Annotated in this window: 5 protein-coding genes; 2 read left to right on the top strand and 3 right to left on the bottom strand. The window is 68.9% G+C overall.

The genetic code is table 11. The annotated features are described in order from the left end of the window. Positions 1-14: 14 nt before the first annotated feature. Entirely contained in the window at positions 15-1,505 is a 1,491-nt protein-coding gene (locus ABTY61_RS23405; RefSeq protein WP_350506994.1) for a protein kinase domain-containing protein, read from the bottom strand. 144 nt (positions 1,506-1,649) lie between these two features. Here ABTY61_RS23405 and ABTY61_RS23400 point away from each other — a divergent pair, with 144 nt between their 5' ends. Then, positions 1,650-2,969, top strand: coding sequence for a tyrosine-type recombinase/integrase (locus tag ABTY61_RS23400; protein WP_350506993.1), 1,320 nt, complete (start codon positions 1,650-1,652; stop codon positions 2,967-2,969). 109 nt (positions 2,970-3,078) lie between these two features. Here the strand turns inward: ABTY61_RS23400 and ABTY61_RS23395 are convergent, their stop codons facing one another. Continuing rightward, positions 3,079-3,696 (bottom strand): hypothetical protein, encoded by a 618-nt coding sequence (locus ABTY61_RS23395; protein ID WP_350506992.1) that lies wholly within the window; start codon positions 3,694-3,696, stop codon positions 3,079-3,081. Continuing rightward, the gene (locus tag ABTY61_RS23390) at positions 3,693-11,414 is read right to left on the bottom strand and encodes a ricin-type beta-trefoil lectin domain protein (RefSeq protein WP_350506991.1); all 7,722 of its coding nucleotides are present in this window, start codon (positions 11,412-11,414) and stop codon (positions 3,693-3,695) included. Before ABTY61_RS23390 ends, ABTY61_RS23395 begins: the two co-directional genes overlap by 4 nt. Positions 11,415-12,345: 931 nt before the next feature. Between ABTY61_RS23390 and ABTY61_RS23385 the strand changes: the two genes are divergently transcribed. Next, positions 12,346-16,137 carry a ricin-type beta-trefoil lectin domain protein gene (locus ABTY61_RS23385; protein ID WP_350506990.1) on the top strand — a complete coding sequence of 1,264 codons (3,792 nt, stop codon included), beginning with the start codon at positions 12,346-12,348 and terminating at the stop codon, positions 16,135-16,137. Positions 16,138-16,350: the final 213 nt, after the last annotated feature.

The following is a 16,350-nucleotide window of genomic DNA, read 5'->3' as shown; positions in this document are numbered from 1 at the left end:
CCGGATCGGAGACCTTACGACCAGATGCCGGTACGCGGATCCGGAGGCTGAAGATCAACAGCCTCCTGGAACAGCTCCAAAAGGCTTTCAGCGGTCAGCTGCTTGACGGTGTACTTCCAGACGTGAATGCCTGCTGGACGGAGCATGAAATACCGCTGCTGGGAGTCGAAGAACTCGCCGTGCCGGAGCCCGTGCGTGCGTCCGTAGGGCCCGAACGTGTACTTGTTGGGCGGCACGAAGCTGGACTGGAACTTGTAGACCTGCCAGACGAGGCGGTCACCGACCTGCTCGTAGACAACGTTGGCTGAGTTCAACTCGTTGTTGAACTTCGGGTTGGTGATCACGACGCAGCCGGCCAGGACCATCGTGTCGTTCGGGACCGGCTGGTCCGTGGTCATGCCTTCCCACAGGTCGATCCGAAGCCTGACCGCATCGGCAGTCAGGCTGAAGCTCGGCACCGCCCTGAACGAGCCTCCGGTGGTTCCCCGCAGTTCGAGGGCCGCGTTCGGTTCGACAGCTTGCAGGTCGATGAGCGCGTCCTCCATGATCTCGCGCAGATCGGCTTTGGCCTGGGCAATCTGCTGGCGAAGTAGATCCTCGGCCGCCTGAGCGAGCAAGCGCGCGGAGTCGGCGCGAGCCTGTTCGGTGGCGTGGGCTCCGAGACCGCGCGCGATGGATTCCTGGACCTGAGTGCGGGGTACCAGCACCCGGCTCAGCCGCTCAACCACAGCTCGGGCATCCTGCGGGCGGTCCTCCGGCCGCTTCGCCAGGAGGCGGGCGATGAGTTTCTTGAGCACGAGGTCGCTGCAGGGCGCCTCGGGCGGGGCCTGATTCAGGTGACCATCGCGGAGTGCGTTCAGGCCCCCGGTGAACGGCGTAACGCCGGCCAGCAGCTCAAACGCCAGGCACCCGAGCGCGTACAGGTCGGTCTTGACCGTGGGGGACTTCAGCTCCCACAGTTCCGGTGCCATGTAGGGCAAGGTACCCGCCCCACGGAACGTCGGGTCGCCGGTCCCGATCTCCTCATCCCGGGCGATCCCAAAGTCCCCGAGCTTCCACTTGTCCTCGTGGCGCAACACGTTGGCCGGCTTGAGGTCCCGGTGCGTGATCGGGATCGAGTGCAGGTCCTGGAGACCCGTCGCGATGTCCATCAAGGCCGCCACCGCTTCAGCCTCGGTCATCGGGCCGGACGGCAGCACGCCCTCGGCCCGTTGCATGACCAGGAGCATGGCGTCGCCAGCGTCAGCAGCGTCGATCACCGGCAGCAGCATTCCGCTCCCGCTCTCAGCGACACGTTTGCCGATGAGGACCTCTCGCTGCAGGAGTCGGTCGTCGAGCCTACCTTCAGGGCGGTCTTTCGGGACCACCTTGACCGCCATGGGTGATCCGTCCGGGCCCTCGGCCTCGTAGACACCACCAAACCCACCCGGCTTCCCGAGCGGCTTGCTCTCCCAGTAGCGCCATGTCTTGCCCGACTGACCAGTGAAGGTCACCTCGTCGGCCACTTCCTAACACCCCCACTCTGAAAGGGTCTTGGTCACCAACAAGCACAAGTACCCTGTCGAAAATCGTACCGACCTCTGGTCCCACGAGCGCTCCCTAGACACGGTCAAAACCTGAACACATTGACTTGACAGGGAAGCAGCCTGATGACCGCCCCCGACACCAACCCCGCCCCCAGCACCAGTTCTCGCAGGGCCCGCGCCAACGGCGACGGCACCGTCTACCAGCGCAAGGACGGCCGCTGGGAAGCCGCCTGCTACGTGCTGGCCGTCGGCGACACCCGCAAGCGCGTCCGCGTCTACGGCACCACCCGCAAAGAGGCCCTGGCCAAGCTCACCGAGAAGATCGCCGCCAGCAACCGCGGAGTCCCAGCCCCGTCCGCACAGGGCAGCGTCGCAACGTTCCTCACCTACTGGCTGGAGACCGTCGCCGTCCACCGCCTCCGCGAGAACACCCACACCCGCTACACCGCCTGCACCCGCCTTTACCTGCTCCTCGGCCTCGGCAAGAAGAAGCTCTCCAAGCTCACCGCCAAGGACGTCCGCACCTGGCTCGACCAGCTCCGCACCACCTGCCAGTGCTGCGCACGCGGCCCCGACGCCGCCCGCGACCAGCCCCAGTGCTGCGCCACAGGGAAGTGCTGCTCCAAGCGGCTGTCCCCGCTGACCCTGGCCTACGTCCACTCCGTGCTCAAGTCCGCCCTGGAGCACGCCGTCCGCGAAGAGGAGATCCCCCGAAACGTCGCCCGCAACGTCCGCATGGGCACACCCCGACCCCGCCGCTTCGAACCCCTCACCGCCCAGGAAGCCCGCGCATTCCTGGCCGCCACCCACGGCCACCGGCTGCATGCGCTGTTCGAACTCGCCCTGCGCACCGGGCTCCGCAAGGGCGAACTCCTCGGCCTGCGCTGGGAAGACCTCGACCTGGCCGGCGGAACCGCCAGCATCCGCCGCACCCTCCAACGCACCAACTCCGGCGGCCTGACCGCCCTGCCGACCAAGACTCACAGCTCAGAACGGCGGATCGCGCTGCCCACGCCATGCCTGCGCTCCCTCGAACAGCACCGCGACCAGCAGCGCCAGGAACGCGAAGCGGCAGGCACCGGCTGGCGGGACACCGGCTACGTATTCACCCGGCCCAACGGAGCCCCCATCGAAGGGGCCACACTCACCCGACACTTCACCGCCCTGCTCCGCCGGGCCAGGCTCCGTCGAATCCGCTTCCACGACCTCCGGCACTCGGCGGCGACCCTCCTCCTGGAGCAGGGCGTCGAACTCGTCGTCATCAAGGAACTGTTGGGCCATGCCCACATCGGGGTGACCGCGACGGTGTATGCCCACGTCCGACTCCGCCTCCAGCGTCAAGCCATCGACACCCTCAGCAACGTACTCCGCCACCCCGCAGACGCCACCGCCGAGCCCGACGACGGTGACGATCCACCACTTTGTGCGGCACTCGTCCGCTGACGTTGCCGTCAGCCGTTGCCGTCAAAGCACCCAGAAGCCCTCGCCAGAACGAATCTGGCGAGGGCTTCTGACTACCTGGAAAACGGTCGAACCCTATTCGAGTCTTCCTTTAGATCTCCAATGCTGACCGCAGGTTAAGCCAACTCCCAATCTCCCTGGAAAGCTGATCATCAGCAATTCGATCAGCAATCCACACAAGAGACGACAGAACCCGCTCGACTTCCTGCAGTAGGAGCACCTCTTCGCATGGGCGATAGAGGCCCTGGGAGATGTCCTCACCAGGCGAGTAGAACCGGTCCTCGCCTTGCTGGAGATTATGACGGCGACGAGAGGCCACCACAAGCGCCTCCTCTCGCGAAAAGGGAAGACGCTGTAGTGCCAGCCGCGCCGCGCCATCCGGCGTCACAACCTCCGGCAAGCGAGTAATAGGGGTTCGGAATCGCAACGCGAGCGCTGCCAGCCTCACCGTCCAGTAGGCGGAATAGCACGGACTCATTCCCCCTTCATCGAGGGCGAGATCCAACAGAGAGACCGCAAACTCAAGGCCCTCTCGGCGCCGATCATCCGACAGGTCCCGCACAGGGCTTACAGCCGTCTCGGCAGACTCCACCATGGCAAGCCACCATTGAGGCGACGCACCTTCCGGGAACCGTCCTTGCACCCACAAACGCCGCTCATCGAGAGGGAGCTGCCGAAGCTCGCGGTAGTCCTGCTCGGTTCGTGTCACGGGGCCCTCCCGCCGTAGTCCTTGATGGCTGACAAGGGCACTCGAATCCCTGCCTGCTCGAATGCACTGACACCCCGCTGCAGAAATTGTGCCGCACATTCAGGACAGGGAGTGTAGTGGCCAGTCATGTTGTCAATAGATGAGACCACGCCGCGACTTGTGATCGTGACCTGACCCGCACCGATGACAGCATTTCCGCCAGTCATTACCGTGTGATGAAGGCCAGGCGCATCCGGAATGATGTGCAAGGCGCCGTCTTCTCCGACCGCCCACAGGAAGCGGCCACCGCCGCTGGTGGCCTGGGCAAACTCCGGAGTGCCCGCCGTCATGGGAGTTACTCCCGCAAAGTCGGCCTCCATCATCTCAAGCGCCAGATCGCCGGGCTTGTTATTCGCGACTGGCCCGCAGCTGTTATGTACGAGGACCGGCGTCTCGCCCGCGAGTACATAGTACGTGTGGAGCTGAGCGACGGTCAGGTTGTGCATCTCTTTGGTGCCGGCCGTAGAGCGGACGGCGGTGATGTGCACGGGCTGGCCGGTGACCGTCTTGAGGGCGTGGCCCTCAGTGAGGTGGGCCGCGGGTACCCAGGTGTGGGTGGTGTCGTCCCAGAAGGGGTGCTCGGCGGTGGTGTGGATGGTGCTCTCGGGACCGGAATCCGGCTTGATCGTGAGATCGATCAGGTCGTTGTCGGTGTGGACGAGAGTCGCAGTGACCGTGCGGGCGCCCTGGTCGGTCGCGGTTTCCTGATCGGCGGACTGGACGAGGTCGCCGACCTTGATTTCTCCGATCGCCTTGGCCGTACCGTCACCCATCAGGACCTGGGTGTCCGGCGTGAAGCTGCAATTGGTACGGCCATGTGGCGCCGGTTCGGCTGGGGCGGCAGGTTCGGCCTTCGGGGTGGCCGGGGCCGCGGGGTCGGTCGGTCCCTTGCTACGAAGGTGCGGGGATTCCACGGGCGGCTCCGCAGGGCCGCCGCCACCGCCGCCACCGCCGCCCTTCGGCTTGGGGCCGCCACCGAAGAGGCGGCGCAGGGCGTTGCGGATGCCACCGGACTCGGCGACGGCCTCGGTCGCCAGCCTGACGCCCTTGAACCCCAGCTTGACGAGGCCGTAGCCGTCGGCCGCGACCTCCACCACCGTTTCAGCGATCTCGCCGGCGACGTATGCGGTGTCGTTGTGCGGAATCCCGAAGATGTCCGCCATGGGGTGTTCGCTGAGCTCGATGTAGTGCAGGTCGCCGGTGACCGACACGGGGTGGCCGACGTCCCGGCCGATCGCGTTGTTGACCTCGACGTTGGCGTTGTTCATCGCCACGTACGGACTGTTCTTGGCTAGCCACCCGATCCCGTTGTCGACGAAGCCCGCGATGAAGTGCCCCGTCGTCGAGCACCAGCCGCAGCTCCACAGACCGGTCGGATCGCTCAGTGTGGTGGGGTTGTCGCCCGCGTAGGTGTAACCGCCCATCTGGTTGGGGTCGCCCGCCTCGAAGACGGGGTCGACGGTGAGGAAGCGGCCGATGGCCGGGTCGTAGTTGCGGGCGCCGAGGAGGTTGAGGCCGCTGCCGGTGTCGACGGGCCTTCCGAGGTAGCCGTGGTTGTCGGCCCATGAAGTGGGGGCGGCGCCGCGGGGGTTGCCGTAAGGGTCGAAGGCCCGGCGGGTCACGGCGCGCGTGGTGCCGTCGATCTGGAGGCTGGAGGTGCCCTGGGGGTTGGTGGGCTGGTAGGTCAGGCCGCCGTTGCCGGAGCGGACGACGACCGTGCCGTCGGGTTGCGAGTAGTACCGCGTGCCCGTCACGTTGGCGCCGTCGGTGGAGAGGGTGAGCTGCTCGGCGCCGCCGAACAGGTAGAGGACGGTGCCGTCGGAACCGCGCTGGATCAGCAGCTTCCCACTGGCGTCGTACAGGTAGCGGGAGGTACTGGTGCCGGCCACGCTCGGGGTGGTGACGCTCTCGGTGCGGCCCTCGGCGTTGTAGGTGAAGGCCTGGGTGCCGCCGCCGGTGGGCTGGGTGCCGCCCGGGCCCCATTTCTGGTTGGGGCCTTTGTTGCAGGTCCACAGTGCGACGCGGGTGCCCGGGTTGGTGTTGCCTCCGGGCAGGTCCACGCACAGGCCGGACGTCTTGTGGACGAGGGAGCCGTCGGTGCTGGTGCGCCACTGCTGGCTGCTGTCGTTCGGGTCGCAGGCCCACAGTTCGACCTGGGCACCGGAGGCGGCGGTGCCGCCGACGGGGCGAGCGCAGGCACCGAGGACGCGCAGGGTGCCGTCGGTGCCGATGGTCCAGTCCTGGGCCGCGTTGCGGTTGCAGGTCCAGGTCCACACCGCCGTGCCGTTGGCGTTCTGGGCCCCGTAGGCGTCCAGGCACAGCGGGGTGGCGCCGGTCGGCACCGCGGAGGGCAGGGTGCTGGTCGTGGTGGTGGAGCGGGAGGTGGTGTTACCGGCCGCGTCGTACTGCGGGGTCAGCGTCGTCCTGGAGGACGGGCCGCTCGGTGCGTTGACGGTGGCCGGCCACTGCTGGTTGGCACCGCCGCCGCAGGTCCACAGCGCGACCGCGGTACCGGGTGTGGCGTTGCCGCCCGGCAGGTCGATGCAGAGGTTCGAGGCGGTGTTGACCAGGGCGCCGTTGGCGCCGTCCTGCCACTGTTGGGCGGCACTGCCGTCGCAGGTCCAGAGCTGGATCGGGGCACCCGGCCAAGTGCCGGTCGCGGCGGCGCACTTGCCGAGGGCGCGCAGGGTGCCGTCGGCGTTGCGGGTCCACTTCTGGGCGCCGTTGCCGTTGCACGTCCAGGACTGGATCGCGGTGCCGTTGGCCGTGCGCGCGCCGCTGACGTCCAGGCAGTTCGGGGTGCTGCCCGTGGCGACGGCGGAGGTGAGCGTGGAGGTGGCAGGCCCGGTCGTGGTGGTGACGGTGGTGAGGGTGTTGGGCCCGGTGGCGGGCTTGCTTCCCACACCCGAGTAGGTGCTGGTCTGAACGAGGTCGCGGGAGGTGTCTCCGGTGACGTCGTGCTTGATCTGCTGGGTGCGGTCGCCGAGCAGGTTGTACTGGAAGCTCTGCCAGTACGGTGCCGGTCCACCGATGGCGATCGGTGCCGGGTCCGGGTTGTTGCAGCGGGAGATCTGGCCGGCCGTCGGGGTGCTGACGCCGGTGGTGTCGGTCCAGGCCTCGGCCAGGCGGGCCAGCCCGTCGTAGCGGAAGCACTGGACGTCGAAGGTCTGGTCCCTGCCTCCGGAGGACTGGAGTTCGGCGACGCTGGTGATGTTGCCGACCTGGTCGTACCCGTAGGTGGTGCCCGAGACGGGGTTGGTGTCGTTGCCCGGGAGGCTGACCCGGTTGGTCGTCAGGCGCCCCGTCGCGTCGTCATAGGTCTGCGCGGTGCGCAGCAGGCCGCCTGCCTTGCCGTAGGTGGACTCGAGGAGTTGGCCGCGCGCGTTGTAGTTGGCCGTCTCCAGCAGCGGGGTGTTGGCCGTGCCGGCCTGGGTGACCTCGCCCTGGAGGTCGTAACCGAAACCGAGGGTCTCGGCGGGCAGTCCGCCCTCGGCATGGAAGCCGATGGAGGCGAGCAGACCGACGTTGTTGGAGTAGATCTTGGAGGTGGTGTAGTCACCGGCGAGCTTGCCCTCAGCGGCCGGGATCGTCGTGGTGGTGCCACTGGGCTGGTAGGCGGTGTTGTAGCCGTTGACCTTCTGGACGTAGGCGCTGCCGTTCGCGCCGCCGACGTAGCGGGTGGCCGAGGTGGGGTAGCCCTTCGCGATGGTGTCGTACTGGTAGGTGGCCAGGAGCTTGGTGCTGTCGGAGGTGTTGGTGCCGTCGTAGCGGCCCGTCACCCGGCCGACGGCGTCGTAGGTGAGCGAGATCGACTGGCCGCGGGCATCCGTCGTCGTCGTGACGTGTCCGAGGTCGTCGTAGCCGGTCGTGGACGTGCCACCGTCGGGGTCGGTCTGCGAGATGCGCTTGCCCTGGATGTCATAGGCGTACGACCAGGTGTTGCCCGCGGTGTCCGCGACGGTCTGGAGGCGGCCGCCGCGGTCGTAGCCGTAGGTGGTCGTGGCGTCGCCGGTCCCGGAGCCGCCGTGCAGCACCGACGAGGTGGTCTGTCCCAGGGCATTGGTGAGCACCGTCGTCGGCGCGCTGCCAGCGGGCGGGGTGGTGTCGACGCGCTCGGCGCCGGGGTAGGAGCGCGTCGACTGCCAGAGCTGGCTGCCCTTGGCCAGCATCTGCTGCGCCACTGGCCGACTCAGACCGTCGTAGACGGTCACCTGCTCCGAGGCAAGGCTGTTCTCGACTTCGTCGAACAGCGCCGTGCCGGGTGCGGTCGTCGGGTCGGACCAGGTCGGGATGGTGATGACGGGCCGGCCGTGGGTGTCGTACTTGGTCGAGGTGACCAGGCGGCCGTCGGTGTTGTTGGCTGTGGAGGTCTGCGTCTGACGCGGCTGCAGGAGGCCGTCGTAGATGGTGACCGCGGTGCTGTAGGTCTCGTTCTCGCGGAGCGTCCGGGTGGTCACGCTCGACGGATCGGGGTTGTTCCCCGATCCGTGGACCGCGTAGTTGAACTGTCGGTCGGGTGACTTGCCGTCGTCCTTGTTCCGTCCGGGGAGCCAGACCTTGGTCCGCCGTCCGAGGGCGTCGTAGGTGGAGTCGGTGATCCGGCCGTTCGCGTCGACGGCCCGGGTGACCAGACCGCGGGCGGACGCGATGGTGCTCTTGGAGGTCCATTGCAGGGGGCTCGTGGTCGACATCTCGGTCGGGAGCGTGTCCCCGGCCGGCGTGTAGGCGGTCGACTGGACGTTGCCCGCGGGGTCGACGCTCCGGATGACGCGGCCGTAGGTGTCAAAGCTCTGGGCGTTCGCCGTCTGGTAGACCGGCCGGCCCTGCCCGTCGTAGGACTTCAGCACCTGCGTCGCCGTGACGTATCCGTTGCCGGAGCCGTTCTGGCCGAGTAGACCCACCGTGCCCGGGTTGGCCGGGTCGGCGGAGCCGTCGTAGATCAGGCGGCGGTCCTTGATGGTGGTGTCCGGGCCGGCAGTCGTGCCGCAGGGGCCGGAGACCGTGAGGTTCTCGCTCGGGTAGCCGAGCATCATCGGGTTGGCCGCCGGAGGTGTGGCGTAGCTGACGGTGGCGCAGGTCCTGAGCGCGGGATTCGCGCTGTCCGGGTCGGTGTTCGTCTGGTAGGGGCGGGCGAGTTCGTCGTACTGGGTGCTGGTGCGGCTGGTGCGCCAGGTCTTGCCGTCGGAGAGGAGGTCGAGCTTCCGCCCGCCCGCCGTCGCGGTCCGGCGTGCCACCAGGGGAGGCAGGGTGGACAGCTTCGGGGTCCCGTCGGTCTGGGAGGTCCAGGCGGTTCGCGGCCGGGATGCCGTGTTCTTCAGGTCCGGCGTGTCCGCCAGGGACTTCGACACGGCGGCGCCGCCGGCTGCCGTGTAGACGGTGGTCTCCTGTGGCATGCCGGCCAGCCACGGACTGTCCTGGGCCTGTTCGCCCAGGGAGTTGGCCAGCCTAGGCGCACTGTGCGGGGTCTGGTCGGCCTTGTAGTCGCCGTCCATGCCCTGGAAGTAGTCGACAGTCGCCTGGCCGACGGGGTACGGGGCGGAGCCGGAGGTGGTGGTGACGGTGCGGTAGCCGCGGAAGTCGTTCCAGGTGCGGTACTGGTCATCCGTGAGGTCGGAGTCGTCCCGGTGCCACGCGGCACCCTTGCTGTAGGTGTACGCGGTGGTCTGCGCGGGTGAGGCGGCCTTGGTGGAGTCGGAGACGGTCACCTTGGCGACCAGGCTCTTGTGGAACCAGTCCGCGATCGGCTTCGCCGCGCCCGGGGTGGTCCACCAGACCGGGTAGCAGGCCATCGTGTTGCTGTCGGGCGAGGACGGCATCGTCCCCCTCACCCGCGAGCACTCCGGATCCCGGTAGGCGACGGCGATGAACGAGCCGGTCTCCGTCTGGATCCCGGAGATCCGCGGCCGGTAGAGCGGCGGTGCGGCAGGGTCGGAGCCGTCGACCCGGTTGTCGACCTCGATGCCCTTGAACGTCACCGGGTCCAGCGCGGCAGTCGTGCTCTCACCGGCCGACTTGTCCAGTCCCGTGTGCCCGATCTCCGACAGCCACATCACCGACTGCAGTGAACCCGCGTTCTTCGGGTCCACCGTGTTGCCGGTCACGGGGTCGAGGGTGCCGCCCGCGTCCGAGAAGAGGTGCTTGAGGTCGTACCGGTCGACGCTGTTCCAGCCGATGGTGGTCCGGAGCTCGGTGAGGATGCCGCGCAGCCGCACGGTCGACCAGAAGGTGGCGGCACTGGTCCGGCAGACGTTGGGCCCGGTTCCGCTGGTGGGCCAACCCGCCTGGCAGGTCAGGTCGTACGGGACGTCCGGCCAGTTGGTCGCGGTGGCGGAGGAGAGGTTGGACGCCTGGCAGACGCTGTCGGAGACGACACAGCGCTGGGCGGTGTCGAAGGTGACGCGCGCGGAGGGCTCGCGGCCCGCAACGGCGTCGTCGAGCTTGTAGCCGTAGGAGATCTTGGTCAGGTAGCCGCCCCGGGTGTACGGGGTCAGCTTGCCGTTCCCACCGGTGGCCGCCGCCTGGCCGGCGCCCATGCCGTAGTAGTTGGTCTCGGTCGCCCAGTCGTACCGCTGGAGACTGCCGTGCGGATCGGCCACGAAGTCGAGGGAGAAGCGGTAGCCGAGCGGGCTGTCGCACTGTGACGACTTCCCGCCGGCCGCGGAGTAGCACGGGTCGCCGCTGTTCGGGTGGTAGACGGGGATGCCCCACGCGCTGTTGGTGGCCGGGTCGGAGGTCGTCCCGGGAGCGTGGTTCAGGCCCAGGTAGTAGGCGGTGCCGTCGGTCGTGGTGACCTTGAAGTACTCGCCCTGCCACAGACCGTTGGCGGCGCCCGTGAGCCGCTCGACCTTGGTGCCGTCGTCGCTCTGGAGGTGGTACGCGCCGTTCGCGTCCTGGACCAGTTCACCCGAGTGGGAGCCGAGCGAGAGGGTGGCGTTCCACCCCGCCCAGCACCGGTCCGCCGAGCCGGGGATGCCCGCGTCCTTGCAGGTCTTGTAGGAGCGTTCGATGAATCCCGGGCTGTACGACCAACCGTCGCCGATCCAGGAGGCCTGGGAGTTGCGGGCCGAGGTCTCGCCGTCGATGGCTTGCGAGTTGTAGGACAGCGCGACCGAGGGCGCCGATCCCGTCAGCGACGGCGGCGTTGCCACCGGGTAGCTGTAGGTGAACGCGCCCGAGGCGGTCTGGGACCAACTGCCGGAGGCGGAAAGCGAGGTGGCCGCGTAGGAGCCCTGCGAACCGCCGCTCTCACCGCCGACGGCGGCGATCGCGAGCGCGGCGGGTGCCGCCGCTGGGGCCTCCCGGTCGGCGGGGGCGGCGGAGTCGGCCGTGTGGACCGGGGTACCGGAGGAAGTCAGGGTGACGGTGCCGGTCAGCAGTCCGGCAGCGGGGTCGTTGTGGTGCTCCAGCGGGGTCCGGCTGCGGCAGGCCTCGACCTCGGGAGTCGTCAGCGCGCAGGCGGGCATGGCCACCAGGCGCAGCCGGGACGCCCAGGCCCCGCCGTACGCGGGGGCGATGGCGTTGTAGTCCAGGCTCACCGAGACGCTGCCCGCCCCGGTCTTCCCGGTGTCGGCACGGGTGAGGCCGACGAGCAGGCCGTCGACCCCGGCGGCCTGGGCCTTGCCGCGGTCCGCGACCTTGACCTGGACGACGGACGGGGTTTCGGCCGGTGTGTCGGCCACTGCCGAATTCTTAGCGCTCGCGCCGGGGCGGACCGAGCCCGGCGCTGCGAGCAGCACCGGTGTGCTGCCGGCCCGTACCGGGGCGTCGGCGGCCGCGGCTTCGGCCGAGGACGTCCGGGGCTTCCCGGCAGAATTGCCGACGTTGACCGTGACGGTGCTTTCGGCGGGCCACTGGACGGGTTTCGCGTGGTGTTCCGACAGTTCATGGGAACCGGCCTGAGGCCTGGCCTCGACCTTTCCCCCGCCCTTGGCAGGATGGCCGTCGACTTTCGGCAAGGACGGCAGCGGCCCGGTCGGCCAGGCCTTTTCGTCATAGGCGTAGTGGTATCCGCCGACCACCTCGGCGGATACCGTCGGAGCCAGAAGGGACATCACGGCGACAACTGCGGATATCGTCACCGCGCGATGTCGTCGGCGGCGTCCGATCGAACCCGAACCGAACCGTGGAAGCCTAGAGCGCACTGTCAACCCCCCACTGGACAACAGCCTCTGACGTGATGTCATCTTACTTCGAGTCGAGCCCGAAACCACCGGACCGAGCCGCCGGAACCGTATTGCCACGGGTGCGAACGACGCAATAGCCTTCCCGCGACCCGCCGGTTCCGGCGCGGTTCTTCCCGCAGCCGCCTTTGGCTGGTCAAGGCCTCGGAATTGCCAGTCCACCTGCACCGCGACCCGCTGGCGTGAGATGCGTCACAGCGGAGTCTTTCCGGTTCAATCCATCCGAAAGGGACCATCCGTGGGGGAAACACGTCGTGTCCGGCATGGCCGAACACGCAAATTGGCACATTGTGCTGCTCTGATATCCGCAATCGGCGGACTGGTCGCGGGCGGTACCCAAACGGCATTCGCGGCCGATCGCCCGTTCGACGAGCATCCCGCGCAAACCACCCGAACTGCCACCAGCCCTGTCCCAGACCCGGGCGGCGCCGTGCAGGCGGCCCGGCTCAAGGCCAGGACCAGCGGCCAGCCGGTCACCGTCGGCGATCTGACCACCGAGTCCTCGCTCACCGTCGCCCAACCCGACGGCAGGCTCACCCTGACCACCCACCTCCACGCCGCCCGGGTCAAGAAGGACGGCGCCTGGACACCGGTCGACGCCACACTGGCCCGCGCCAAGGACGGCGGCTGGTCCCCCAACGCCACTCCCTCCGCGGTGGTGCTCTCCGACGGCGGCACCGGCCCGCTCGCCACGCTCACCGACAGGACGGGCCGCAGCCTGGCCCTCACCTTCCCCTTCCCGCTGCCCATCCCGGTCGTCACCGGCGCGGGTGCCCGCTACCCCGAGGTCCTGCCCGGTGTCGACCTCCACGTCACCGTCACCGACCAGGGAGCCGTGCGGGAGGTACTGGTCGTCAAGGACGCCAAAGCCGCCGCCAACCCCAAACTCGCGACGTTGCGCCTGGGCACCACGACCAAGGACCTCACCGTCGCCGCCGACCAGGCCGGGAACCTCACGGTCAGATCCGGTGACGGCCAGGCGGTCTTCACCGCTCCGGCACCCCTCATGTGGGACTCCTCCGCCCCGGCGTCACCCGCGAAGTCCAACAGTGCCGCCCCCTCCCCCGACCCCGGCACGGCGGCCGGCGCACCGTCGTCCTCCGCCGACGGCCCCGGGGACGGCGCGAAAGTCCGCCCCATCGCCGTCAAGACCGACACCGACTCGCTCACCCTCACCCCAGACGCCGCCCTGCTCTCCGGACAGGGCACCGCCTGGCCGCTGTTCATCGACCCGACCTTCCAGCCCGCCACCCTGACCAGAAGCCACTTCGCCCAGGTCATGGAGGGCTGCGCCGGCACCCCGCAGTACGACGTCGCCCAGGACAACGGCCAGGGCGTGGGCTACCAGCACTACCGGACCAACTGCTACGGCATGGAGCGCTCGTTCTACGAGTTCGGTACCGGCGCCCTGACTCCGCAGATGTACATCGACCACGCCCAGGCCTACTTCTACGAGACGTACGGCGCCGCCCACAGCTGCGACGCCACGGCCCCGGTCACCCTCAAATGGACCTGGGGGTTCGACGGCGGCACCAACTGGAACAACCAGCCCGGCGTGCGCCAGGACGGCGAGACCAAGTGGCCCAAGGGTGCCTACGGTTCCTGCGGCTACCAGCCCGTCAACTTCGACGTCACCGGCGCGGTGCGCCAGGTCGTCCAGGAGGGCCGGCCGCTGACCGTCGGCCTGTACGGCGACGAGACCCGCTCCACCGGCATCGACCACTTCATGCGGTTCAACAACGACCCGTACGTCATCGCCAGCTACACCATCGCGCCGAACACGCCCGACGCCCTCTACACCAGCCCCGACTCCCAGAGCCCCGGCGGCCCGGCGTGCAACAACTGGGGCAACGCGGGATGGATCGGCATGACCTCCCTGGCCGGTGACGCCTCCAACATCACGCTCAACGCCTACGCGTCCACGGCGATGCCCGGCGCCAACCTGAACGTCAACTTCCACGTCTGGGACGGCATGGCGGACGACGGCCACGGCGGCCCCGCCGGGGTGGGCGACCCGAGCAGCGCCCAGTTCGGATCATCCGGCTGGGGGCGCGCCAACATCGGCCTGAGGGTGTCCGACGGACATCAGTACGGCTGGAACGCCACCGCCTCGGACACCGGCCTGACCGGCCCGACCTCGGTGCCCTGCTACTTCAACGTCGACCTCACACCACCGACGCAGGCGCAGTTCGGCACCCTCCAGGCCTTTCCGCCGCTCGGCAGCGGCCTCGTCCCCACCGCCCACGCGGGTGACAAGGGCGTGAGCATCAAGGTCAGCAGCACCGACCCGACCCCTGGCGGCTGCACCCGCGGCTCATGCGTCAAGAGCGGTGTGAGGGCGTTCCAGTACAACCTGGACGACAACATCCCGCCCGTCGGGGCCAACACCGTCCAGGTGACACCCGACGCGGACGGTTCCGCCTCCGCCGACATCCCGGTCAAGCTCAACCCCGATCAGTGGGGCACTCACCGCCTCTACGTCCGAGCCGTCGACGGCGCCGGGAACACCCAGCCCCAGGCCTCCGTCTACGACTTCTACGCCCCCTGGAACCCGGCCACGAAGGTCGTCCCCGGCGACGTCGACTTCGACGGCACCCCCGACTTCCTGGCGCCCGCGTCCAACGGCAGCCTGACCCTCGTCTCCGGCAACCGCGACTTCACCGCCACCCCGGCCCTCGCGTCGGCCCAGAACCAGAGCCCCGAGAAGGACAGCTGGAACAACTACTTGATCGCCCATAGGGGTTCGCTGACCCAGTCCGGCGTCGACGACCTCTTCGCCTACAACAAAGGCAGCCATAAGCTCTACGCCTACCTCAACGACGCCACCGCCACCCCCGCCGGAACGCCCGGCCACTTCAGCATCGGCAGCCGGATCACCGAACTCGGCACGTCCTCGACCTGCGCGGGCGGGATCGACGGCACCTGGGCCAACCTCACCCAGCTGGTCGCCCCCGGCGCGTACGGCAACCCGAACGGCCTGGCCAACCTGATCACCGTCGAGAAGGGCCGGCTGCGCCTCTACCCCGGCACCTACACCGGCGGCTGCCGGCTCGGCGCCGGCAGCGAACTCGGCGACGGCGACTGGTCGGCGGTGGCCCTGCTCGCCCCGGGCACCGTCGGCGGGACCCCGACCCTGTGGGCCCGTGACAACGTCACCGGCGCCCTGTACACCTACCCGCTCTCCTTCGCCGCCGACGGCAAGCCCACGACGACCCTGCACGCGCCAGTGCACCAGGCGCTGGTCTCCGCCGTCAAGAACACCTCCGGCGCCGGAATGTGCGCCGACATCAACGGCGGCTACACCGACAACGGCACCCCGGTCCAGCTGTGGGACTGCCTCGGCATCAACAGCCAGACCCTCACCCGCGGCGGCGACGGCACCCTCCATGCCCTCGGCAAGTGCCTGGACGTCACCGGCGGCGCGGTCGCCAACGGCACCAACATCCAGCTCTGGGACTGCAACAACAGCAGCGCCCAGAAGTGGATCGACGGCCCCTACCCCGGCACGCTGCAGAACCCCCAGTCCACCCGCTGCCTGGCCGTCCCCGGCGCCAAGAACACCCTCGGCAACCGCCTCATCCTCTGGGACTGCCTCAACAACACCAGCCAGCAGTGGACCGGCCCGACCGCGACCGCGGTACTGCCGGTCTCCTTCGGCACCGCCGCGTACCCGTCCGTCGACTCACCGGGCGACGTCAACGGTGATGGCAACCCCGACCTGTTCGTCACCGGAGCCGACGGCGTGATCAGCCAGGTCCCGGGCGCCGCACCCGTCGGCGGAATCGCCCAGTTCACCACCGCCGTCTCCCGCGGCGCACCCAACAAGCCCGCCGGCTACAGCGTCCACTCGGCCGTCGACGGCGGCAAGTGCCTCGACAACCTCGGCCCGGCGGTCGGGAAGAACCTGGCCGTATGGGACTGCTGGAACGGCATCAGCCAGAAGTTCACCTTCGCCCCCGACGGCACCCTGCGCACCGGCACCTGGTGCGTCAGTGTCCGGGACAACGCCACTGGCAACGGCTCCCCCGTCGGCATCCTCGACTGCGTCGGCGACCCCGGCCAGCAGTGGACCCTCCGCGGCGACGGAAGCCTCTACAACCCCGCCTCCAACCGCTGCATGGACGTCCACGCCTGGGACACCACCAACGGCAGGACCCTCGACATCTGGGACTGCGCCGGCACCCGCAACGAACTCTGGACCCTCTCCCCCAACACCGCCTGACCGACCAGCCACATGCCAGGGGCCCGCGGCGCACACGCGCGCCGCGGGCCCCTGCCCTATTCCTGCTTTCGGCGAGGCGAGGCGGCAAAGCCTTCGGCCGAGCGCTCAGCAGATGTTCACGAGTCCCTTCGTGAGTGGGACATCGGGATCGAGGGCCGCTCGATGGCGGGCGGCGCCGGCAGGTGCCGGCGGGGAGATCAGCGCCGATGAGTG

Origin of the sequence: Kitasatospora sp. NPDC096128, assembly GCF_040303105.1 — a bacterium.
GTDB lineage: Bacteria > Actinomycetota > Actinomycetes > Streptomycetales > Streptomycetaceae > Kitasatospora.
The sequence above is the reverse complement of the archived record's forward strand: the minus strand, read 5'-3'. Positions and strand labels throughout refer to the sequence as shown.

Excerpts from the sequence above, each read along its gene's own strand:
- ABTY61_RS23400 (WP_350506993.1), top strand. The coding sequence starts at position 1,650 with ATGACCGCCCCCGACACCAACCCCGCCCCCAGCACCAGTTCTCGCAGG.